Below are 20162 nucleotides of genomic sequence, written 5' to 3'. Positions count from 1 at the left end.
CCCCGCCACCCCGGACAGGGCGAGCCTCAGACGTCGGTGACCTGGTGCTCGCCCCGTCGGCGCAGCATCGCCCACGGCCCGCGCGGACCGGCGCGGCGGCCGCTGACCTCGGCCGGCCCGACCTCGGTGCCGGGGGAGGACGCGGCGCGCTCAGCCGCGTCATCGAGAGCCCCGATGCCCTCACCGAGACCCACCTCGGGCTCGGTGTCCGCCTCCGCGCCCTCGGGCCAGGCATCGACCTCGGCCGCGACGGAGGGCAGCAGCGCGGACGCGACCCGGGCATAGCCGGCCGGCGAGGGGTGGAAGCGGTCCTGGCTGAACATGATCTTGGGGCTGGCAGCGAACTCGGGCCCGAGCAGGTCGGCCAGCGACACCGTGCGGGCTCCGGCCTCGACCGCGGCGACCGTCTGGGCGGTGGCGAGCTCTCGGCTCCACTGCCGCAGCAGCTTGTTGAGTGGGAAGGGCACCGGCTCCACCGTGCCGAGGTCGGGGCAGGTGCCGACGACGACGGGGATGTCGAGGGTGCGCAGGTACCGCACGGTCCGCTGCAGGTGCTGGACGGAGACCGCCCGGTCGATCTTGTGGGTGACGTCGTTGGCTCCGACGAGGATGACCGCGACATCAGGGCGGTCCACGCGGGCGAGGGCTCGGGAGAGCTGGGCGCTCAGGTCGGAGGACTCTGCGCCGACGACCGCCTCATTGGTCAGCTCGACCGGGCGTCCCATGATCGCGGCGAGACCGGTGGAGAGGATCGCGCCGATCGTCTGATAGCGGTTGTCCGCGCCCATGCCGGCCGCCGTCGAGTCCCCGAGGACGAGCAGCTGGACCGGGTCGCCCGGTGCGGCACCGTAGACGCCGTCGTCATCAGGTGCCCCGTCGAAGGGGTTGCCCACGATGCGCCGGGTGATCTTGGCCTCTGCCTGGATGAGCCCGTAGCCCAGACCGGCGATGGTGACACCCGCCGCGGCGGTGCCGGCTGCGCCCATCGCGGCGCGCCCCAACGCGCGTCCCAGCTCTGCCATGGCTCTCCTCACATCGGCCTTGTCGTCGCCCAACCTTGTCATCCCTGCGGGACAATGCCAACGAGCGCTGTGGACCTGCCCGCCCACATGGGTACGGTCGGCGCGAGAGCCGATGCCTGACCGAGGATGACGATGACCCAGTACCCGCACCTCTTCACGCCCCTTGACCTGGGCTTCACCACCTTGCGCAACCGCACGATCATGGGGTCGATGCACACGGGTCTGGAGGACCGGTCGAGCAACTTCGAGCGCTTGGCCGCCTTCTACTCCGAGCGGGCGAAGGGGGGAGCCGGCCTCATCGTCACGGGCGGCTTCGCGCCCAACATCGAGGGCAGCTTCTACCCCTTCGCGTCCAAGCTGACCACCCGCCGGGAGGCGCGCCGCCACCAGCAGGTCACCGACGCCGTCCACCGCGAGGGCGGCAAGATCGCCCTCCAGATCCTCCACGCGGGCCGCTACTCCTACCACCCGTACTCGGTCTCGGCCTCGAGCGGCAAGTCGCCGATCACCCCCTTCGCCGCTCGTGGTCTGAGCGAGGGTGGGGTGCGCCGCCAGATCCGTGCCTTCGCCCGGGCCGCGGAGCTCGCCCGGTCCGCGGGGTACGACGGGGTGGAGGTGATGGGCTCCGAGGGCTACTTCATCAACCAGTTCCTCGCGCCGCGCACCAATCGCCGCACCGACGGGTGGGGTGGCACCCCGGCCAACCGGCGGCGCATCGCGACCGAGATCGTGCGCGCGGTGCGCGCAGCGGTCGGGGAGGACTTCATCGTCATCTACCGCCTGTCGATCCTCGATCTCGTCGAGGGCGGGCAGACGTGGGAGGAGATCCTCGCTCTGGCCGCGGAGATCGAGGCTGCCGGGGCGACGATCCTGTCGACCGGGATCGGCTGGCACGAGGCGCGCGTCCCGACGATCGTCACCTCCGTGCCGCGCATGGCCTTCACCGAGGTCGCCGAGCGGCTGCGTCCGCACGTGGGCATCCCCGTGGTGACGAGCAACCGGATCAACATGCCCGACCAGGCCGAGCGGGCGCTCGCGGACGGTCAGGCCGACCTGGTGCAGATGGCCCGACCCTGGCTCGCGGACCCGCAGTGGGGCACCAAGGCGGCCGCTGGTCAGAGCGATCGGATCAACACCTGCATCGCCTGCAACCAGGCCTGTCTGGACCACACCTTCCAGCGCAAGGTGGCCTCGTGCCTGGTCAACCCGCGCGCCGGCCACGAGACGCAGCTCGTCCTCTCGCCGACCACCAGGCGCAAGCGGGTGGCCGTGGTGGGCGGCGGCCCTGCGGGCCTGTCCGCCGCCGTCTCGGCCGCGGAGCGAGGCCACGAGGTCGACCTCTTCGAGGCCGGCGAGGACATCGGCGGGCAGTTCGCGCTCGCGATGCGCATCCCCGGCAAGGAAGAGTTCGCCGAGACGATCCGCTACTACCGCGGCGAGCTCGACCGCCGCGGGGTCTCGCTGCACCTGGGCACGCGGGTCGGCGCGGAGGACCTGGCCGGCTTCGACGAGGTCGTCCTGGCGACCGGTGTCACTCCGCGCGTACCCGAGATCGAGGGCATCGACCACCCGATGGTCGTCACCTACCCGGAGGCGGTCCTCGGCACCCGCGAGGTGGGGGAGCGCGTCGCGGTCGTCGGTGCCGGTGGCATCGGCATCGATGTCACCGAGCTGCTGACGACGGTCGAGTCGCCGACGCTCGACATCAAGGAGTGGCAGGACGAGTGGGGTGTCGATCCCTTGTCCGTCGAGCGTGGAGGTCTCAAGGAGGCGCACCCGGCGCCGTCGCCGCGCACCGTGTACCTCGTCCAGCGCAAGGAGAGCAAGATCGGGGCCGGGCTGGGCAAGACGACCGGCTGGGTCCACCGGGCCGCGATCAAGGCGAAGGGCGTCCACCGGATCACCGGGGCGGCGTACGAGCGGATCGACGATGACGGACTCCACATCACCGTCGACGGCAAGCCGCGCACGCTCGCGGTCGACACCGTCGTCGTGTGCACCGGACAGGAGTCCGTGCGGGACCTCGTCGAGCCCCTCCGGGCGAAGGGGGTCGCGGTGCACATCATCGGTGGCGCCGACGTCGCGGCCGAGCTGGACGCCAAGCGCGCGATCCGTCAGGGCACCGAGCTCGCGACCACCTTGTGACGGTGCGTCGTCTCGCGGTCCTGCTCGCCCTCGCCCTGGCCGTCGTCTCCGGGTGCGGGGTGGGCGGTGACGACACGCCGGGCCCGCGCAAGGTGGTCGACGAGCGCGGCCTGCGGACCGACCTCGCACCGCTGACCAAGCGCTTCCCACGCATCGGGGAGCCCGAGTCGGCGCAGTGGCAGTCGGGCACGCTCGGCGACGCCCGCACCGCGCCGGGCCCGTCGACCCACTGGATCGACGGGGTGGTCGAGCTCGCCCCCCAGATGGCCAGTCGGTTGCGGCTGGACGCCGGCCCGCCTGCCGGGGCGCTACCCGATCTGGCCCCGGACGTCGCTGACCTGGTGCCCGGGGGCCGCCTCGCGCCCGTGGGCGGGATCGGTCAGGGCGACGGGTACGAGGGGTGGACGTCGCAGGCGTGGCTCGTCGAGGGCACCGACACCCTGGTCATCTCCGCGCTGGACGACTGACAGGGGAGCCCTGCCCTGCCCGTCAGGTGGAGCGAGGCGGTCGGTCGCATCTAGACTCGGCACAGTTTGCCGAGGGGCTTCGTGACGACACAGGGGATGACATGACACGTGCGGTGGGACTCATGAGCGGGGCGGTCGCCGTCCTGCTCCTCGTCGGGTGCGGGGGAGACGGTGGCGACACCGAGGGGTCGTCGACCACGTCCTCGTCGTCGACCACGTCGAGCCCCACCTCGTCGGAGCCCAGCACTCCGGCCCCCACCGCGGACCAGAGCACGTCCACGGGCGCGGTGGTCGCCTTCATCGAGATGAGCGACGAGATGGGCGGGTCGTTCACAGGCGACCTGTCGGACCTGTCCAACGTGTCCCGGGGCGAGGCCCGCGAGGACAAGGTGGAGACGCTGAAGATCTACCGCTCCAAGCAGTGGCGGTCCACAGGCAGCACCGGCCTGGACGACCTGCGCGAGACCTCGTCGAGCAAGGACGGGGCCAAGGTGTCCGTCTGTGTCGACTACTCGGACGTGGACATCCTCGACGCCAAGGGCAGGTCCGTGGTCAATGACGATCGGCAGGAGCGCGTCCTGCATCAGTACACCGTCGTCCACGACGAGCAGGCTGACAAGTGGTTCGTCAGCGCCCTCAAGGACGGCGGCCCGACGTGCTGACCCTGCGCTCCAGAGTCGGGGCGCTCGCCCTGTCCGTCCTCGTCGTCCTGCCGCTCGCTGGGTTCTCCCTCACCGGCGAGCCCGAGTGCGAGAAGTACGACGAGGCCTCCGGTGAGTGTCTCGTGACCGTCCCTGCGCCGGCGCCCAGTGACCCGCCGCCGGGCGACACCACGGACCCCGCCCCCGGTGACGGCGGCGGCGGCGCAGCCGAGCCGTGCGTGAACTTCCTGGACGAGGTCAAGCCCTGCACCGACGGGGACTCGTGGTGGAGCAACGAGCTCAACTGCTACATCAGCGAGACGATGTACGACTTCCCCAAGGGCCACCCGATCTGGGAGGGCAACACCACGGGCGCCATCTATGACTGCTACGACCCCGACATCATCGGGACACGGATGGGCACCTTCTGGTCGCAGAACCCACCCGCCGGACCGGCAGCGCCGCCGGATCCCCGCGTCCTGGCCCAGGAGGCCCTGGCCAAGATGAATCTGCGCGCGCCCAAGATCGGCATCGCGCCGAAGGACGAAGCCGGCTCGGTCGGTCTCGTCGGGCTTCCGGTATGGATGTGGGTCGCAGATGCCGGGGCCCGCACGTGGGGCCCCAACACCACGTCGGCCAGCGCGGGCGGGCACACGGTGACGGCCACCGGCACGGTCGACAAGGTCGTCTGGACGATGGGCGACGGCAACAAGGTCACGTGCACCGCCAAGGGCACGCCCTTCACCCCCGACCTCGGAGTGCGCAAGTCCCCGGACTGCGGCCACACGTACTCGACGATGGGTGAGTACACCGTGACGGCCACGGCCCACTGGACGGTCGCGTGGTCGGGCATGGGCCAGTCGGGTGAGATCCCGATGACTCTCGACCGCTCGACGACGATCCGCATCGGTGAGGCTCAGGCGGTCAAGACGGGCTGACGGAGCCCTCGATCAGCGTGGCGGGACGATGTCCTGCTGCGCGGGGAGCTCGTCCTGACGCAGGATCCCGACCTGGCAGGTCAGCCCGTTGGGGCCGTGGTTGCAGTACCCGCCGGGATTCTTGTGCAGGTACTGCTGGTGGTAGTCCTCGGCGTACCAGAACTGCCCGACCTCGCTGGCCGGCCGCATCTCCGTGGCGATGGAGGGCAGCTGGTGACGAGCGAGCTCCTCGCCGAAGGTCGCAGCGGTCGCCTCGACGGCAGCCCGCTGGCCATCGGTCGTCCAGTAGATCGCGGAGCGGTACTGGGTGCCCATGTCATTGCCCTGACGGTTGGGCGTCGTGGGGTCGTGGTTCTCCCAGAAGGCCTTGAGCAGCTCCTCCGCCCGGGTCTGAGCCGGGTCGTAGGCGACCAGCACGCTCTCGGTGTGCCCGGTCATCCCGCTGCAGGTCTCTTCGTAGGTCGGGTTGGGGGTGAAACCGCCCATGTAGCCCGCCGCCGTCGTCACCACTCCCGGGAGCTGCCAGAAGATGCGCTCGGCGCCCCAGAAGCAGCCCATCGCAATGTGCATGACCTCGGTGCCCTCGGGCCAGGGACCCTCGAGCGGGGTCCCGAGCACCTCGTGCCGCTCCGGCAGGTTGAAGGGCCGCTGCTGACGACCGGGCAGCGCCGTCTCGGCAGTGGGCATGGGGGGCAACTGGCGACCAAACATGTCTCCAGTCTCTCAGTTGCCTGACGAAGGGGGAGTCCTCCCCATCGTGGGGTCCGGCGGGCCTCTCTAGGCTGGGGTCAGGACCTCAGAGAAGGACGGCACATGGCCAAGCACTTCAGTCACGGGGCGGACGTCGAGCAGCTCGACGACATCGCGGTCGGACTGCGACGTCAGAGCGAGCGGATCGCCGACGCCGGTGGGCGGGGAGCCGTCATGCTCGAAAAGCTCCGCGCCGTGTGGGAGGGCCCGGACTTCGAGAATTTCGCTGGGAGCTGGCGCACCGCACACCGGGACCTCGACGATGCCGAGGCCGCGGTGCGCACGTACAGCCGCAAGCTGTTGGAGGAGTCGGAGTCGCAGCGACACGCGTCCGGGATGCCCTCGGGTGGGGGCGGCGGTCACGGCGGCGGCGGGGGAGGCCCGGCCTTCGAGCGAGTCATCCCTGCGGACAACGGGGCGCTCTTCCTGGACGAGCCCATCCCCTTCGAGGTGGGCGGGCCCTTCGGGTACCTCGACATCGCGGAGCGCGCGGGTGCAGCTGCTCCCTTCGTGACCGGTGGACCGGCGGTGCTCCTGGGCCAGGTGCCCAGTGGGGGAGAGGAGCTGGTCTACCAGCTCCCCGGGGGTCCGGAGGCACATGTCCCCGTGGCAGACCTCCCCTTCGTCGGTGAGCTGACCCCGGTCCTGCCCGGTCTTCCGGGGGGCGAGGACCTGCCACTGCTCGAGGGCGGCGTCGCCACGGAGCCGGCATACCCTTGGACCGGAGGGCAGATTCCCTCCGGTGACGGCGGTGGCTCGGACGCGCCGGACCAGGTGCCCACGACCGAGGGCGCCCACCTGACGACCGGCGCCGACTCGGCAGGGCAGCGCAGCGTGGCCTTCGACCCGATGATCGCGGCCCTGAGCGGTGGATTCGCGGCGGACGGTTCGCAGATGGCCGGTTGGCTGGGTGAGGGCCCGGACCTGCTGCCCTGGAACCGCTGACATGACGAAGGGCGGTCACGACCCGTGGTCGTGACCGCCCTGATGTCGACGGGTGCGTCAGACGGAGTAGGGCTTCGCCGAGAGGATCTTGACCTCGATGACATTGCCGTTGGGGGCCTTGTAGGTGGCGGTCTCGCCGACCTTCTTGCCGTTGATGCCGCCGCCGAGGGGCGACTGCTCCGAGTACACCTGGATGGTGTCGCTGCCATCGGCGATCTCGCGCGAGCCGAGCAGGAAGGTCTCCTCCTCGTCGAACATCTCCACGGTGATGACCATGCCGGGCTCGACGACACCGTCGTCCGGCGGGGCCTCTCCGACCGTCGCGGTGGTGAGGATCTGCTTGAGCTGGCGGATGCGGGCCTCCATCTTGCCCTGCTCCTCCTTGGCGGCGTGGTACCCGCCGTTTTCCTTCAGGTCACCCTCCTCGCGGGCGTACTCGATCCGCTTGGCGATCTCGACCCGACCCGGGCCCGAGAGCTCGCGCAACTCGGCCTGGAGCCGGTCGAAGGCCTCCTGGGTCAGGTACGACGCGTTGGACGCAGTCTGGGGCACGGGAACTCCTTGCATCAGGTCGTGCGAGGCCGCGTCTCGGCCTCTCACAGACGGTGAACCGCGATGCATCCCGGACGTCGGACGATGCACAAAGGTCTGGACCGATCGGTCCAGACCCACGGTTGCGTGTAAGGGACCAGTGTAACGCCCTCTCGCCCCGGGTGTGGGCGTCAGTCCACCACTGCGCACTCCGGCACCGTGGCGGTGACAGCCGTGGTCGTGGTGCGGACGGCCGCCCTCACCCGGGTGGTGCGTTCATCGCTCGCCGGGACCGCTTGCGCCTTGGTCCCCACCCGCGCGTAGTTGTCGTCCATCGCGGTCACGGTGCAGGACAAGGCAGTGCCCGTGGGGCGGGTGACGTCGAAGATCATGACGATCTCGCGCTCGCCGTTGCGCTCGAAGCCGATGTCGGTGGTCGTCACTGCGCCCTCGGTGGCCGACACGCCATACCAGACGGTCATGGCCGCCGCGATGACGACGAGGAGGCCGCCGAGGACCCACCAGCGGCGTTGTCCGCGGTCAGGGTTGGCCTCCGCCTCTGCCTCCTCGCGCTCCGGGTCCCAGTCGGGCTCGGTCTGCGGGGCACCGGAGGTCATGGAGGCTCCTGGGGAGAAGGGAGGGCAGCCGACTGTCGTCGAGAGCGCCGGCGCGCGGTGAGAGGATGGACTCCATTGTCCGTGACACCAGACCGCTGCGGCACACCGGGCCGCGCGGCGCACCCTCCCCGGGAGGACCCCGTAGTGGAAGCACTCAGGCTCATGGCCGTCCATGCCCACCCCGACGACGAGTCGAGCAAGGGCGCGGCGACCTCCGCTCGTTATGTCGACGAGGGCGCGGAGGTCCTCGTCGTCACCTGCACCGGGGGTGAGCGCGGCGACGTGCTCAATCCCGCGCTGAAGGATGACTCGCGCATCCTGCGGGACATCGTGCAGGTGCGTCGTGAGGAGATGGCCAAGGCGGCCGCCTTCCTCGGGGTGCAGCACACCTGGCTGGGCTTCGTCGACTCAGGTCTGCCCGAGGGGGACCCGCTACCGCCGTTGCCGGTCGGGTGCTTCTACCTCGAGCCGCTGGAGGTGACCACCGAGGCCCTCGTGCGCGAGATCCGTCGCTTCCGTCCGCACGTCGTCACGACCTACGACGAAAACGGTGGCTATCCGCACCCGGACCACGTCATGACCAACCGGGTCTCCGAGGCGGCCTTCGCGGCGGCCGGCGACCCGGACGCCTACCCCCACGCGGGCGAGCCGTGGCAGCCGCTGAAGCTCTACTACATCGGCGGCTTCAGCATCGACCGGATCCGTACCTTCCACGAGGCGCTCGTCGCCCAGGGGACGGACTCTCCCTTCGCTGAGTGGATGGAGCGCGCAGGCAGCCGGCCGCAGCGTCACCTGACCACGTGGGTGCCGTGCTCGGACCACTTCGACGCGCGTGACAACGCACTGCGCTCGCACGCCACCCAGATCGACCCCAACGGCTTCTTCTTCGCCGTGTCCAACGACGTCCAGGCCGACCTGTGGCCGACCGAGGAGTACGAGCTCGCGGTCAGCCATGTCGAGACGAGCGAGCCGGAGGACGACCTCTTCGCCGGCATCCCGTCGAGCCTCGTCGAGGCAGATGCGCTGGCTCGGCGCACCGGTGGGGCCGAGCCCGTCCTGGATCGCCGTGCCCCATCGACCGTCAAGGAGTGGAAGTGAACACGCCCAACAGCGAGGTCAGCCCCGGGATCCTGGCCTTCGCCGCATTCTTTCTCCTCGCCATCGCCCTGTGGTTGCTCATGCGCAACATGTTCACGCGACTGCGCCGCATGAACCTTGCCGAGCGCGTGGAGCAGGAGCGCCGTGCGGAGGAGGAGCGGGCGCGCCAGGAGATGGCCGAGCGGGCCCGGGAGATCGACCTCGCCGATCCGGACCGGTCAGCTGGCCTGGGCGATGGGCCCGAAGAGGGCCAAGGTCGCCGCGACGAAGTGTGAGATGAAGGCCAGCACCGTCAGCGCGTGGAAGATCTCATGGAAGCCGAACCAGCGCGGTGACGGATTGGGACGCTTGAACCCGTAGACGAGGGCCCCGGCCGTGTAGAGCGCTCCACCGGCGATCACGAAGGCGAGGATCGTCCAGCCGCCGTGGGTCAGCAGGGGCTTGATGTAGAAGACGGCGACGAAGCCGAGCGCGACGTAGACCGGGACGTACAGCCAGCGCGGCGCACCGATCCACAGGACGCGGAAGAGCACACCCATGATGGCGCCGCTCCAGACGGTGACGAGCAGGGTGATGGCCTGCCCGCGCGGCAGCATCAGGGCGAAGGGGGTGTAGCTCCCCGCGATGATGAGGAAGATGTTGGCGTGGTCCCACCGCCGCAGCGCGCCCGCCATCCGACCGCCCCACCTGCCCCGGTGGTAGAGGGCGGAGGTGCCGAAGAGCAGTCCCGCGGTGATCGTGAAGACCATCGCCGCGATCCGGCCGCCCTGGGTCGGTGCGGTGGAGGTCAGGATCAGCCCGCCGATGAGGGCCAGCGGGGCCATCACGAGGTGCAGCCAGCCGCGCAGATGGGGCTTGACCGCCTCGACGAAGGCGTCGACGTGCCCGCCGACCTCGGTGGCCAGCTCCTTCATCTCCGTGCGGGGGGACTCCATGACATCGACGGTAACCTACGCGCCCGTAGGTTGGCCATGTCGTGGAGCACGTCGCAGTCCCTGCCGGAGGTGGTCCCGCCCCGGCGGTAGGTTGGGCCCACTGACCTCGCCCGAAGGGACCATCGCGAGTGCGCAACCTGCTCTACACCGCCTACGAGCGCCGGCTCGTGAGCCAGCTCGACCCTGACTCGGTGCCGCGACACGTGGGGATGATCGTCGACGGCAACCGCCGCTTCGCCAAGGCACGCGGGGGCAACGCCGATGACGGGCACCGCGCGGGTGCGGCCAATGTGGGCAGCTTCCTCGAGTGGTGCGAGGAGTCCGGTGTCGAGGTGGTCACCCTGTGGCTGCTCTCGACCGACAACCTGACCCGTCCTCCACAGGAGCTGGACCTCCTCCTGCGGATCATCGAGGGACTGGTCGCCGAGCTCGCCGCTGCGCAGCGGTGGCAGCTGCACGCCGCCGGAGCGCTCGACATGCTTCCCGTGCAGACGGCGGCGGCGCTACGTCGTGCGGAGGAGGAGACCGCCGACGTCGACGGGCTCATCGTCAACGTCGCCGTCGGGTACGGCGGACGCCAGGAGATCGCGGATGCCGTGCGTTCGCTCCTGCGCAACCGCGCGGAGGAGGGCGCCACCCTCGAGGAGGTCGCACGGGAGCTGACCGTCGAGGACATCAGCGGTCACCTCTACACCAAGGGTCAGCCCGATCCCGACCTCGTCATCCGCACCTCGGGGGAGCAGCGGCTCTCCGGGTTCCTCCTGTGGCAGTCGGCGCACAGCGAGTACTACTTCTGCGAGGTCTACTGGCCGGAGTTTCGCCGGGTCGACTTCCTGCGAGCACTGCGCGCCTACGCCGACCGGCACCGTCGCTTCGGTTCCTGACCCTCCCGTCGTCACCCTCCCGTCGTCCCGCTCCACGGGGCAGGAGTGGCCGGTGTGCCCAGTGGGGCGACTGGGAGGTGAACACCTCGTGCAGGTCCACGACACACCGCCGAAATTGCACCTGACCTGCGCTGGCGCGGGCCTACGGTGATCGGGACGGACTGCACCACGCAGGCCGTCCGGGAGGCCTCAGCCATGGAGCTCACGCTCACGAGAAGGGGCCGGACCCGGCCCCCGATCGCACGGTCGGCCCGGTCCCGGCACCAGCACCGAGAGTAGGCGCGCACGCGCCATCCGGCGCGGCGCCCGTGGAGGAGACCGACGTGGACGACCTGATGACCCAGACCGTCACCCCCTCAGGCACGCAGCCCGATGGCGCGCCCGACCCCGTGGACCTCCCGCCGCAGGACGAAGGGCCGCGCACCTATGTGCTCGACACCTCGGTGCTGCTGTCCGACCCGCGCGCGATGATGCGCTTCAAGGAGCACGAAGTCGTCCTGCCGGTCGTCGTCGTCTCCGAGCTCGAGGGCAAGCGTCATCACCCGGAGCTCGGCTACTTCGCCCGGGCAGCCCTGCGCCACCTCGACGACCTGCGCATCTCCGCCGGTCGGCTCGATGCTCCGGTCGCGGTCGGTGAGGACGGCGGCACCCTGCGCGTCGAGCTCAATCACACCGACCCACGCTCGCTGCCGTCCGGGTTCCAGCTGGGGGACAACGACACCCGCATCCTCGCCGTCGCCAAGAACCTCTCCCTCGAGGGCGCGGAGGTCACGATCGTCTCCAAGGACCTGCCGATGCGGGTCAAGGCGTCGGCGGTCGGTGTCGACGCACAGGAGTACCGCCACGAGCAGCGCCCGTCAGATTCGGGCTGGACCGGCATGGCCGAGCTGGACATGACGGCCGAGGACGTCGACCACCTCTACGAGACCGGTCGCGTCGAGCACCTGGCAGCGGCCGAGATGCCCTGCCACACCGGTCTGAAGATCCTCTCGCCCAAGGGCAGTGCCCTGGGTCGAGTCGGCGCCGACAAGCAGGTGCGACTCGTGCGGGGCGATCGCGACGCCTTCGGCCTCCACGGGCGTTCGGCCGAGCAGCGCATCGCCCTCGACCTGCTCCTCGACCCCGACGTGGGCATCGTCAGCCTGGGAGGCCGGGCCGGCACCGGCAAGAGCGCGTTGGCGATGTGTGCCGGCCTCGAGGCGGTCATGGAGCGCCGTCAGCACCGCAAGGTCATCGTCTTCCGGCCGCTCTACGCCGTCGGTGGCCAGGAGCTGGGCTACCTGCCCGGCAGCGAGTCCGAAAAGATGGGCCCGTGGGCACAGGCGGTGCATGACACCCTCGGCGCGGTGGTCTCCACGGAGGTCGTCGAGGAGATCATGGACCGCGACATGCTCGAGGTCCTGCCCCTGACACACATCCGCGGGAGGAGCCTGCACGATGCCTTCGTCATCGTCGACGAGGCACAGAGCCTGGAGCGCAATGTCCTGCTCACCGTGATGTCGCGCATCGGCCAGAACTCCAAGATCGTCCTCACCCACGATGTCGCCCAGCGTGACAACCTGCGGGTGGGCCGACACGACGGCGTCGCAGCCGTCATCGAGACGCTCAAGGGCCACCCGCTCTTCGCCCACGTCACGTTGACCCGCAGCGAGCGCAGCCCGATCGCGGCGCTCGTGACCGACCTGCTGGAGGGGCTGGAGGTCTGATCGCCGCCCACGCAGGGAGGTCTCGCACGTGATGGTGCGGGACCTCCCTGCGCGCGTGCGTGATCGTCCACACCCTCCTTTGCGTGTGCGGCAGCACATCCGTTAAGGTCTCAAACAGATAACGGCCGGCCGCCCCCCTTGATCGCGCCCGGCACACCAACAGCCACTCCTCGTGAGTGGCTGTCCCATGGAAGGAACTGGTGCCGTGAGCTCGAAGAACTACGCGCCCAGACACGGTGCCGCGCGCCACGCCCGCAAGCGTTCGCGACTCGTCACCGCCGTGCGTCGCCCCGTCGTGGGCGGAGCCATCGCCGTCGCGATGCTCGGATCGGTCGGAGCGACCGTCGCCATCGGTGACCCCTCGCACTCCTCCGACCAGACGACTGCCGCCATGGGTGCGCCTGACGCGGAGGCCTCGGCCCCGACGACCGAGTCGACGCAGGCCGACATGGCGCGACTGGCCGAGAGCCGCCGTGTCACCAATGTCTCCCGCAGCGCCTCGCGCGAGCAGGACCGCCTCTCCGCCATCGAGCGCAAGGACAAGGCGGCTGCGGCGAAGAAGGCCGCAGCCAAGCGCAAGGCCGCGGCGAAGAAGAAGGCCGAAGACAAGAAGAAGGCCGCCGAGAAGGCCAAGCCGGTGTCGCAGCGAAAGTTCACCGACGACCAGATCAAGCAGATCCAGGCCGACCCGGCGCCCTACGGCAAGGAGCTCGCCGGCGAGTACGGCTGGGGCGAGGGCGAGTGGTCCTGCCTGGTCAGCCTGTGGATCGGCGAGAGCAACTGGCAGTGGGACGCGACCAACAGCTCCTCGGGTGCCTACGGCATCCCGCAGTCCCTCCCCGCCACCAAGATGGCCACGGCTGGCCCCGACTGGAAGACCAACCCGGTCACCCAGATGGAGTGGGGCATGGACTACATCAAGGCCTCCTACGGCACCCCGTGTGGCGCCAAGTCCTTCTGGGACAGCAAGAGCCCGCACTGGTACTGAGTTGCGCCGGGCCGCTGCTGCGGCAGGTCAGAGCTTGCGCAGGCGGATGCGGCGGACCTGGTGGTCCGCCCCCTTCGTCAGCACGAGGGTGGCCCGGCCCCGGGTCGGCAGGACGTTGTCGACCAGGTTGGGCTGGTTGATCGTCTCGAAGATGTGCAGCGCGCGGGCCTCGGCCTGCTCGTCGGTCAGGTCCGCGTAGCGGTGGAAGTAGGACTGCGGGTCGGCGAAGGCCGTCATGCGCAGCCGCAGGAAGCGGTCGACGTACCACCGGCGGATGTCCTGGAGATTGGCGTCGACGTACAGGGAGAAGTCGAAGAAGTCGCTGACGGCCAGACCGGTGCGGCCGTCGCTGCGGGTCCCCGGGGGCTGGAGGACGTTGAGTCCCTCGACGATGAGCACGTCGGGCTGGCGGATGACGATCCGCTCGTCCGGGACGATGTCGTAGGTCAGGTGGGAGTAGACCGGCGCGGACACCTCGGGCTGACCGGCCTTGACGGCGGACATGAAGCGCAGCAGCGCGCGCCGGTCGTAGGACTCAGGGAACCCCTTGCGCTGCAGCAGACCACGGCGCTCCAGCTCGGCATTGGGCAGGAGGAACCCGTCCGTCGTGATGAGGTCGACCTTGGGGGTGTCGGGCCAGCGGAGCATGAGCTCGCGCAGGATGCGCGCGGTCGTCGACTTGCCGACCGCCACCGAGCCGGCGACACCGATGACGAAGGGGGCCTTGGGCGGGCGTTCGCCGAGGAAGGTGGAGGTGATGCGGTGCAGGCGGGTCGTCGCCGAGACGTAGAAGGTCAGCAGTCGCGACAGCGGGAGGTAGACCTCCTGCACCTCCTCGAGGTCGATCGGGTCGCTCAGGCCGCGCAGGCGGGCGAGGTCTCCCTCGTCGAGATTGAGGGGATGGTTTTCCCGAAGGTGGGCCCACGCCTGACGATCTAGCTCGACGAAGGGGGAGGGCAGACTCGTCGTCGCGGCGGTGGACACGCGCCCATTGTGTCTCACCTTTTCAGCAGATGGTCATCCGGCGGATAGCCTGTCGCTCATGTGCGGAATCGTTGGTTATGTCGGGCCCGACACGGGAGCCCGCCCCCTGGACGTCGTCATGGAGGGCCTCGCGCGCCTCGAGTACCGCGGATACGACTCCGCGGGCGTCGCGCTCGTCACCGGTGACTCCGTCTTCACGGAGAAGCGGGCGGGCAAGCTCGAAAACCTGCGCGCTGCCCTTGAGAGTGAAGACATCCCGGCTGCCGCGACGGGCATCGGCCACACCCGCTGGGCCACCCACGGTGGCCCGACGGACCAAAATGCGCACCCGCACCGCGGTGGCTCGGACGGCAAGCTGGCCGTCGTCCACAACGGCATCGTCGAAAACTTCCACCAGCTCAAGCAGGAGCTGCTGGCCCAGGGTGTGAGCTTCACGTCGGAGACCGACACCGAGGTCGCGGCCCAGCTGCTCTCCGCCGCCTTCGCCGAGACCGGTGACCTCGCCGAGGCGATGCGCTCGGTCGTCAACCGTCTCGAGGGGGCCTTCACGCTCCTCGCGGTGCACGCGGACCAGCCCGACACGGTCGTGGCCGCCCGCCGCAACAGCCCGCTCGTCGTCGGTCTGGGGAAGGGTGAAAACTTCCTCGGCTCCGATGTCGCCGCCTTCATCGGCTACACCAAGCAGGCCGTCGAGCTCGACCAGGACCAGATCGTCACGATCACCCCGACGAGCCACACGGTGATCAACTTCGACGGCACCCCGGCCGAGGGCAAGCCCTACGAGGTCACCTGGGACGCTGCCGCCGCCGAGAAGGGCGGCTACGACACCTTCATGGAGAAGGAGATCAACGACCAGCCGCACGCGGTCGGCGACACCCTCCTGGGACGCACCGACGCCGATGGCCGCCTCGTCCTGGACGAGCTGCGGATCGACGAGGACAAGCTCAAGAACATCGACCGGATCACCATCGTCGCGTGCGGCACCGCTGCCTACGCCGGCATGGTCGCCAAGTACGCGATCGAGCACTGGACCCGCATCCCGGTGGAGGTCGCGCTCGCCCACGAGTTCCGCTACTGCGACCCGATCGTCTCCGACCGCACCCTGGTGGTCTCGATCAGTCAGTCCGGTGAGACCGCCGACACGGCGATGGCCGTGCGTCACGCCCGCTCCCTCGGGGCGTTGACCGTCTCGGTCTGCAACACCCACGGCGCGACCATCCCGCGCGAGTCCGACGCCGTGCTCTACACGCATGCCGGACCCGAGATCGCCGTCGCCTCCACCAAGGCCTTCGTCGCGCAGATCACCGCCTGCTACGTGCTGGGGCTCTACCTCGCGCAGCTGCGCGGCGAGACCTACGCCGACGACGCCAAGGCGGTCATGGCCGAGCTGCACGAGGTGCCGGCCAAGATCGAGTCCCTGCTCGGCGAGATGGATCGGGTCAAGGAGATCGCCCGCTTCATGGCCGACACCCGCGCGGTCCTCTTCCTGGGCCGCCACGTCGGCTACCCCATCGCCATGGAGGGCGCGCTGAAGCTCAAGGAGCTCGCCTACATCCACGCCGAAGGCTTCGCTGCCGGAGAGCTCAAGCACGGTCCGATCGCCCTGATCGAGCCCGGCCAGCCGGTCTTCGTCGTCGTGCCCGGGCCCGACACCCCCAACGAGCTGCACAAGAAGGTCGTCTCCAACATCCAGGAGATCCGCGCTCGCGGTGCCCGCACCCTCGTCATCGCGCAGGAGGGAGACGAGGAGGTCACCCCCTTCGCCGACGAGGTCATCCGCGTGCCGCACACCTCGCCGCTGCTCCAGCCGCTCCTCACCGTCGTGCCGCTGCAGGTCTTCGCCCTGCACCTGTCGACGGCCAAGGGCCTGGACGTCGACCAGCCGCGCAACCTCGCCAAGTCCGTCACTGTCGAGTGATCCGATGATCGTCGGGGTCGGCATCGACGTCGTCGACATCGCGCGGCTGGGGGAGCGGCTCGACCGCACCCCCGCCCTGCGGGACCGCGTCTTCACGTCCAGCGAGCGTGACCTGCCGCTGCACTCGCTGGCGGCACGGTTTGCTGCCAAGGAGGCCGTGGGCAAGGCGCTGTGCACGCCCGGCGACCTGCCGTGGCAGGGCGTCGAGGTGACCAACGGCGAGCACGGTCAGCCGCTCCTGGTCATCTCGGGGACCGTCGCGGCCCGGGCGGAGTTGATGGGCGTGGCGCGGCTGCACATCTCGCTCAGCCACGACGGGGGCATCGCGACGGCCTTCGTCGTCGCCGAGTCCGCCTGACGTCCGGCGTCACCGACGGGGTCGGGTGCGCGGGGCCGCGGTACGGTCCGATCATGATCACCGGCTACTCCGTCGAGACCATCCGTGCGGCCGAAGCGGCCCTGCCCGAGCTCCTCGAGAGCGGCGAGCTGATGCAGCGCGCGGCACAGGGCCTGGCCCGCATCGCGGCAGGACGCATGCGTGAGCGAGGTGCCCGGAGCGTGGTCGCGCTCGTGGGCCCGGGCAACAACGGCGCCGACACGCTCTTCGCGATCGCGCGGCTGGCCAAGCGCGGCTTCCTCTCCAGCGCGGTGTGCGTCGACACGAGCGCCTCCGAGGTGCAGACGCAGGCGGCGGAGTTGGCCCGCAGCCGCGGCGTCGTCATGCTCGACGGTGACAGCCGCGAGGCCATCACGGCGATCCACCGTGCAGAGGTCGTCCTCGACGGCATCACCGGCATCGGAGGGAGGCCCGGACTCCCTCCCTTCGCCCGTCCGTGGGTCGACGCGATCCGTGACCGGACGTGGGTGATCTCCGTCGACACCCCGAGCGGACAGCCAGTCGACGGCGGTGCGGCGCTCGCCGACGCGGTCTTCGCGGACGAGACCGTCACCTTTGGTGCGCCCAAGCCCGTGCACCTGCTGCCGCCGACGGAGACGGCGTGCGGGTTGCTCACCGTCATCGACATCGGGCTCGACCTGTCCGGTGCGACGCCCGCGGTCACCCGGGTGACGCCCGACGACGTCGCGGACCTGTGGCCGGTCCCGACCGCGGGTGACGACAAGTACTCCCGAGGTGTCCTGGGTGTCGTCGCGGGTGGTGAGGAGTACGCGGGCGCAGCGGTCCTCACGACGACGGCCGCGGTCACCTCCGGCGTGGGGATGGTCCGCTACATCGGCACCGCCACCCCCGCAGCGCTCGTGCGGGCCGCGGTCCCCGAGGCCGTGCACGGTGAGGGCCGGGTCCAGGCCTGGGTCATCGGCCCCGGTCTCGACACCACGTCGACGGCGAAGGGAGCGGACGCCCAGCTGGCCATCGCCCGAGCGGCCCTCGACTCGGACCTGCCGGTCCTCCTCGACGCCGGAGGGCTGGATCTCATGGAGGGACATCGCGCCGCGCCGACCCTCCTGACCCCGCACGCGGGGGAGTGCGCTCGCATGCTCACCCGGCTGCGTGGTCGCGAGAGCGAGCTGACGCGCGAGGAGGTCGAGGGATCACCCCTCGAGCACGCCCGGATGCTCGCTCGCCTCACCGGCGCGACCGTCCTGCTCAAGGGGTCGACGACCCTGGTGGTCGACGCCGACGGGCCGGTGCACGTCCAGGACGATGCGCCGACCTGGCTGGCCACCGCAGGCTCGGGTGACGTGCTGGCGGGGCTGGCGGGTGCCCTGCTCGCTGGCGGCCTGGCGCCGGCGACCGCGGGATCGGTGGCCGCTCTCGTCCACGGTCGCGCGGCCGCCGTCGTCAACCCCGGTGGGCCGGTGCGGGCCCTCGACCTGGCCCACGCGCTCGGTCGGACCGTCGGCGCGCTGCTGCGCGACGCGGGCTAGCCCCGCTCGGGCACCTCGCCCCAGGCGGAGGTCTCCTCGCCGTCGTCGACCTGGATGTCCAGGCTCAGCTGCGTGGACACCTCGTCGAGCGTCGTGCGCAGGCCGGCCAGGTCGATGTCCGTGGCGACCCCGACCACGGCGATCGCCTCGAAGAGGCGCTCGCCGCTCATCGGCGCATCGCTGATCGAGGTGTAGAGATCATGGATGCCCAGACCGTGCGCGGCCAGCGCGGCGGTCACATCGCGCACGATGCCCGGCTGGTCCTGGCCGATGACCTGCAGCCGGACCTCGTCCATCTCCTCGTCCGCGGCCGTGGCGGTGGTCGCGGCCGTCACCTCGACGACGTCGACGTCAGGCAGGTCCCGCACCGCGGCCGACAGCCCCTCGATGCGATCGTCCTCGAGCTCGACCAAGACGGCTCCGGCGAAGGTGCCGCCCAACCGTCCCATCTGGCTCTCCAGCCAGTTGCCGCCCTGCTCGGCGACGGTGCGGGCGAGCTCGGCGACGAGCCCGGGACGATCCTCTGCGATGAGGCTGACCACGACGGTTCTCATGCATCGAGGCTAGCCGTCCGCCGAGTCCGTCGGAGGAGATCTCCATGCAGCGGCTCCCGGGACGTCCCGGGGGCGCCGGCCTAGCCCTGTGCGGACTCCGCCCACCAGTTGACCCCGCCGTCGACCGCGTGCGCGTCGATGCGGGCCAGCTCGTCATCGGTGAAGTCCGTGGACCCGAGGGCGTCGAGGCTGTTGTCGAGCTGCTCGACGGTGCGGGCGCCGACGAGCACCGAGGTGACCCGCGGGTCGCGCAGGATCCACGCCAGGGCCATCTGGGCGAGGGTCTGACCGCGCCCCTGGGCGATGCCGTCGAGGGCCCGGATGCGCGTCAGGTTGTCCTCGGTGAGCTGGTCGGCGATGCCGGTGCCCTCGCGCGCCGCCCTCGAGTCCTGCGGGACGCCGCCGAGGTACTTGTTGGTCAGCAGGCCCTGGGCGAGAGGGGTGAAGGCGATCGTGCCGACACCCAGCTCGTCGACGGTATCGAGCAGCTCGTCCTCGATCCAGCGGTTGATCATCGAGTACGACGGCTGGTGGATGAGCAGGGGGGTGCCCAGCTCGCGCAGGATCGCGTGGGCCTCACGCGTGCGCTCGGGGCCATAGGAGGAGATGCCGACGTAGAGCGCCTTGCCGGAGCGTACGGCCGCGTCGAGCGCGCCCATCGTCTCCTCGAGCGGGGTGTCGGGGTCGAAGCGGTGGCTGTAGAAGATGTCGACGTAGTCGACGCCCATCCGCTCCAGCGACTGGTCGAGCGAGGCGAGCAGGTACTTGCGCGAGCCACCGCCCTGGCCGTAGGGGCCCGGCCACATGTCCCAGCCGGCCTTGGTCGAGAGGATCAGCTCGTCGCGGTAGGGACGGAAGTCCTGCGCGAAGATCGTCCCGAAGTTGCGCTCTGCGGCGCCATAGGGAGGGCCGTAGTTGTTGGCCAGGTCGAAGTGCGTCACGCCACGGTCGAAGGCTCGTCGCAGCACCGCACGCTGCGTCTCGAGCGGCTCGGCGTCGCCGAAGTTGTGCCACAGGCCGAGGGAGATCGGTGGCAGGAGGAGACCGGATCGGCCGCACCGGCGGTAGTCCGTCGAGTCGTAGCGGGTCCGGTCGGCCTGGTAGTCGTCAGTGCGGTAGGTCATGCCTGCCAGTCTGCCCCTCAGAGCCGTC

21 protein-coding genes are annotated in these 20162 nt (G+C 70.3%); 13 read left to right on the top strand and 8 right to left on the bottom strand.

The window, feature by feature from the left end; genetic code table 11:
* Positions 1 to 26 precede the first annotated feature (26 nt).
* On the bottom strand, positions 27 to 1022 hold the full coding sequence (locus JLI01S_RS07345) for an SGNH/GDSL hydrolase family protein (protein ID WP_068262354.1): 996 nt from the start codon (positions 1020 to 1022) through the stop codon (positions 27 to 29).
* A 132-nt stretch (positions 1023 to 1154) separates the two neighbouring features.
* Between JLI01S_RS07345 and JLI01S_RS07340 the strand changes: the two genes are divergently transcribed.
* The 4 genes from JLI01S_RS07340 (at position 1155) to JLI01S_RS07325 (ending at position 5213) form a co-directional block, all read left to right on the top strand.
* Entirely contained in the window at positions 1155 to 3167 is a 2013-nt protein-coding gene (locus JLI01S_RS07340; protein ID WP_068262397.1) for an NADPH-dependent 2,4-dienoyl-CoA reductase, read from the top strand.
* Positions 3168 to 3169: 2 nt separating this feature from the next.
* Entirely contained in the window at positions 3170 to 3634 is a 465-nt protein-coding gene (locus tag JLI01S_RS07335) for a hypothetical protein (protein WP_068262348.1), read from the top strand.
* Positions 3635 to 3756: 122 nt separating this feature from the next.
* Positions 3757 to 4296, top strand: coding sequence for a hypothetical protein (locus tag JLI01S_RS07330; RefSeq protein ID WP_157074859.1), 540 nt, complete (start codon positions 3757 to 3759; stop codon positions 4294 to 4296).
* Positions 4290 to 5213, top strand: coding sequence for a hypothetical protein (locus JLI01S_RS07325; RefSeq protein ID WP_068262340.1), 924 nt, complete (start codon positions 4290 to 4292; stop codon positions 5211 to 5213). The genes JLI01S_RS07330 and JLI01S_RS07325 overlap by 7 nt, the downstream gene beginning before the upstream one ends.
* A gap of 12 nt (positions 5214 to 5225) precedes the next feature.
* Here JLI01S_RS07325 and msrA read toward each other — a convergent pair whose 3' ends face one another.
* The gene (gene msrA / locus JLI01S_RS07320) at positions 5226 to 5900 is read right to left on the bottom strand and encodes a peptide-methionine (S)-S-oxide reductase MsrA (protein WP_245634549.1); all 675 of its coding nucleotides are present in this window, start codon (positions 5898 to 5900) and stop codon (positions 5226 to 5228) included.
* A 126-nt stretch (positions 5901 to 6026) separates the two neighbouring features.
* On the opposite strand from msrA, the gene JLI01S_RS07315 reads away from it, so the two are divergent.
* Positions 6027 to 6908, top strand: coding sequence for a WXG100 family type VII secretion target (locus JLI01S_RS07315; RefSeq protein ID WP_068262331.1), 882 nt, complete (start codon positions 6027 to 6029; stop codon positions 6906 to 6908).
* A gap of 57 nt (positions 6909 to 6965) precedes the next feature.
* Here JLI01S_RS07315 and greA read toward each other — a convergent pair whose 3' ends face one another.
* On the bottom strand, positions 6966 to 7475 hold the full coding sequence (greA, locus tag JLI01S_RS07310; protein WP_068262328.1) for a transcription elongation factor GreA: 510 nt from the start codon (positions 7473 to 7475) through the stop codon (positions 6966 to 6968).
* 155 nt (positions 7476 to 7630) lie between these two features.
* Positions 7631 to 8056, bottom strand: coding sequence for a DUF4307 domain-containing protein (locus JLI01S_RS07305; protein WP_068262323.1), 426 nt, complete (start codon positions 8054 to 8056; stop codon positions 7631 to 7633).
* A gap of 162 nt (positions 8057 to 8218) precedes the next feature.
* On the opposite strand from JLI01S_RS07305, the gene mca reads away from it, so the two are divergent.
* Both mca and JLI01S_RS07295 read left to right on the top strand, forming a co-directional pair.
* Positions 8219 to 9154: a mycothiol conjugate amidase Mca gene (gene mca / locus JLI01S_RS07300; protein WP_068262321.1), complete on the top strand. Its 936-nt coding sequence runs from the start codon at positions 8219 to 8221 to the stop codon at positions 9152 to 9154.
* Positions 9151 to 9429, top strand: a complete 279-nt coding sequence (locus tag JLI01S_RS07295) for a hypothetical protein (protein WP_068262319.1) — start codon at positions 9151 to 9153, stop codon at positions 9427 to 9429. Before mca ends, JLI01S_RS07295 begins: the two co-directional genes overlap by 4 nt.
* On the opposite strand, the gene trhA is transcribed toward JLI01S_RS07295, so the two are convergent.
* Positions 9373 to 10089 carry a PAQR family membrane homeostasis protein TrhA gene (gene trhA / locus JLI01S_RS07290; RefSeq protein WP_068262316.1) on the bottom strand — a complete coding sequence of 239 codons (717 nt, stop codon included), beginning with the start codon at positions 10087 to 10089 and terminating at the stop codon, positions 9373 to 9375. The genes JLI01S_RS07295 and trhA overlap by 57 nt on opposite strands.
* A 128-nt stretch (positions 10090 to 10217) precedes the next feature.
* On the opposite strand from trhA, the gene JLI01S_RS07285 reads away from it, so the two are divergent.
* From JLI01S_RS07285 to JLI01S_RS07275, 3 genes are all read left to right on the top strand, one after another.
* Entirely contained in the window at positions 10218 to 10973 is a 756-nt protein-coding gene (locus JLI01S_RS07285) for an isoprenyl transferase (protein WP_068262314.1), read from the top strand.
* 323 nt (positions 10974 to 11296) lie between these two features.
* Complete coding sequence (phoH2, locus tag JLI01S_RS07280; RefSeq protein WP_157074857.1) at positions 11297 to 12679, top strand: RNA 5'-3' helicase PhoH2; 1383 nt, start codon at positions 11297 to 11299, stop codon at positions 12677 to 12679.
* 205 nt (positions 12680 to 12884) lie between these two features.
* Positions 12885 to 13667, top strand: coding sequence for an aggregation-promoting factor C-terminal-like domain-containing protein (locus JLI01S_RS07275; protein WP_068262312.1), 783 nt, complete (start codon positions 12885 to 12887; stop codon positions 13665 to 13667).
* Positions 13668 to 13694: 27 nt separating this feature from the next.
* Here JLI01S_RS07275 and coaA read toward each other — a convergent pair whose 3' ends face one another.
* Positions 13695 to 14651, bottom strand: coding sequence for a type I pantothenate kinase (gene coaA / locus JLI01S_RS07270; RefSeq protein WP_068262307.1), 957 nt, complete (start codon positions 14649 to 14651; stop codon positions 13695 to 13697).
* A gap of 58 nt (positions 14652 to 14709) precedes the next feature.
* Here coaA and glmS point away from each other — a divergent pair, with 58 nt between their 5' ends.
* Genes glmS through JLI01S_RS07255 form a run of 3 tightly spaced genes read left to right on the top strand, consistent with a single transcriptional unit; the run spans position 14710 to position 18456 of the window.
* Positions 14710 to 16569: a glutamine--fructose-6-phosphate transaminase (isomerizing) gene (gene glmS, locus JLI01S_RS07265; protein WP_068262304.1), complete on the top strand. Its 1860-nt coding sequence runs from the start codon at positions 14710 to 14712 to the stop codon at positions 16567 to 16569.
* A 4-nt stretch (positions 16570 to 16573) separates the two neighbouring features.
* The gene (locus tag JLI01S_RS07260; protein ID WP_068262301.1) at positions 16574 to 16927 is read left to right on the top strand and encodes a holo-ACP synthase; all 354 of its coding nucleotides are present in this window, start codon (positions 16574 to 16576) and stop codon (positions 16925 to 16927) included.
* Positions 16928 to 16980: 53 nt separating this feature from the next.
* Positions 16981 to 18456, top strand: a complete 1476-nt coding sequence (locus JLI01S_RS07255; protein WP_068262298.1) for a bifunctional ADP-dependent NAD(P)H-hydrate dehydratase/NAD(P)H-hydrate epimerase — start codon at positions 16981 to 16983, stop codon at positions 18454 to 18456.
* Here JLI01S_RS07255 and JLI01S_RS07250 read toward each other — a convergent pair.
* Positions 18453 to 19010, bottom strand: a complete 558-nt coding sequence (locus tag JLI01S_RS07250; RefSeq protein ID WP_084349269.1) for a glycine cleavage system transcriptional repressor — start codon at positions 19008 to 19010, stop codon at positions 18453 to 18455. The two genes, JLI01S_RS07255 and JLI01S_RS07250, sit on opposite strands and share 4 nt — an antisense overlap.
* Positions 19011 to 19090: 80 nt before the next feature.
* On the bottom strand, positions 19091 to 20134 hold the full coding sequence (gene mgrA, locus JLI01S_RS07245) for an L-glyceraldehyde 3-phosphate reductase (RefSeq protein ID WP_068262291.1): 1044 nt from the start codon (positions 20132 to 20134) through the stop codon (positions 19091 to 19093).
* Between the last annotated feature and the right edge of the window lie 28 nt (positions 20135 to 20162).

The organism is Janibacter limosus NBRC 16128 (assembly GCF_001570985.1).
In the GTDB taxonomy this organism is placed as follows: domain Bacteria; phylum Actinomycetota; class Actinomycetes; order Actinomycetales; family Dermatophilaceae; genus Janibacter; species Janibacter limosus.
This window is presented reverse-complemented; position numbering and strand designations above follow the sequence as displayed.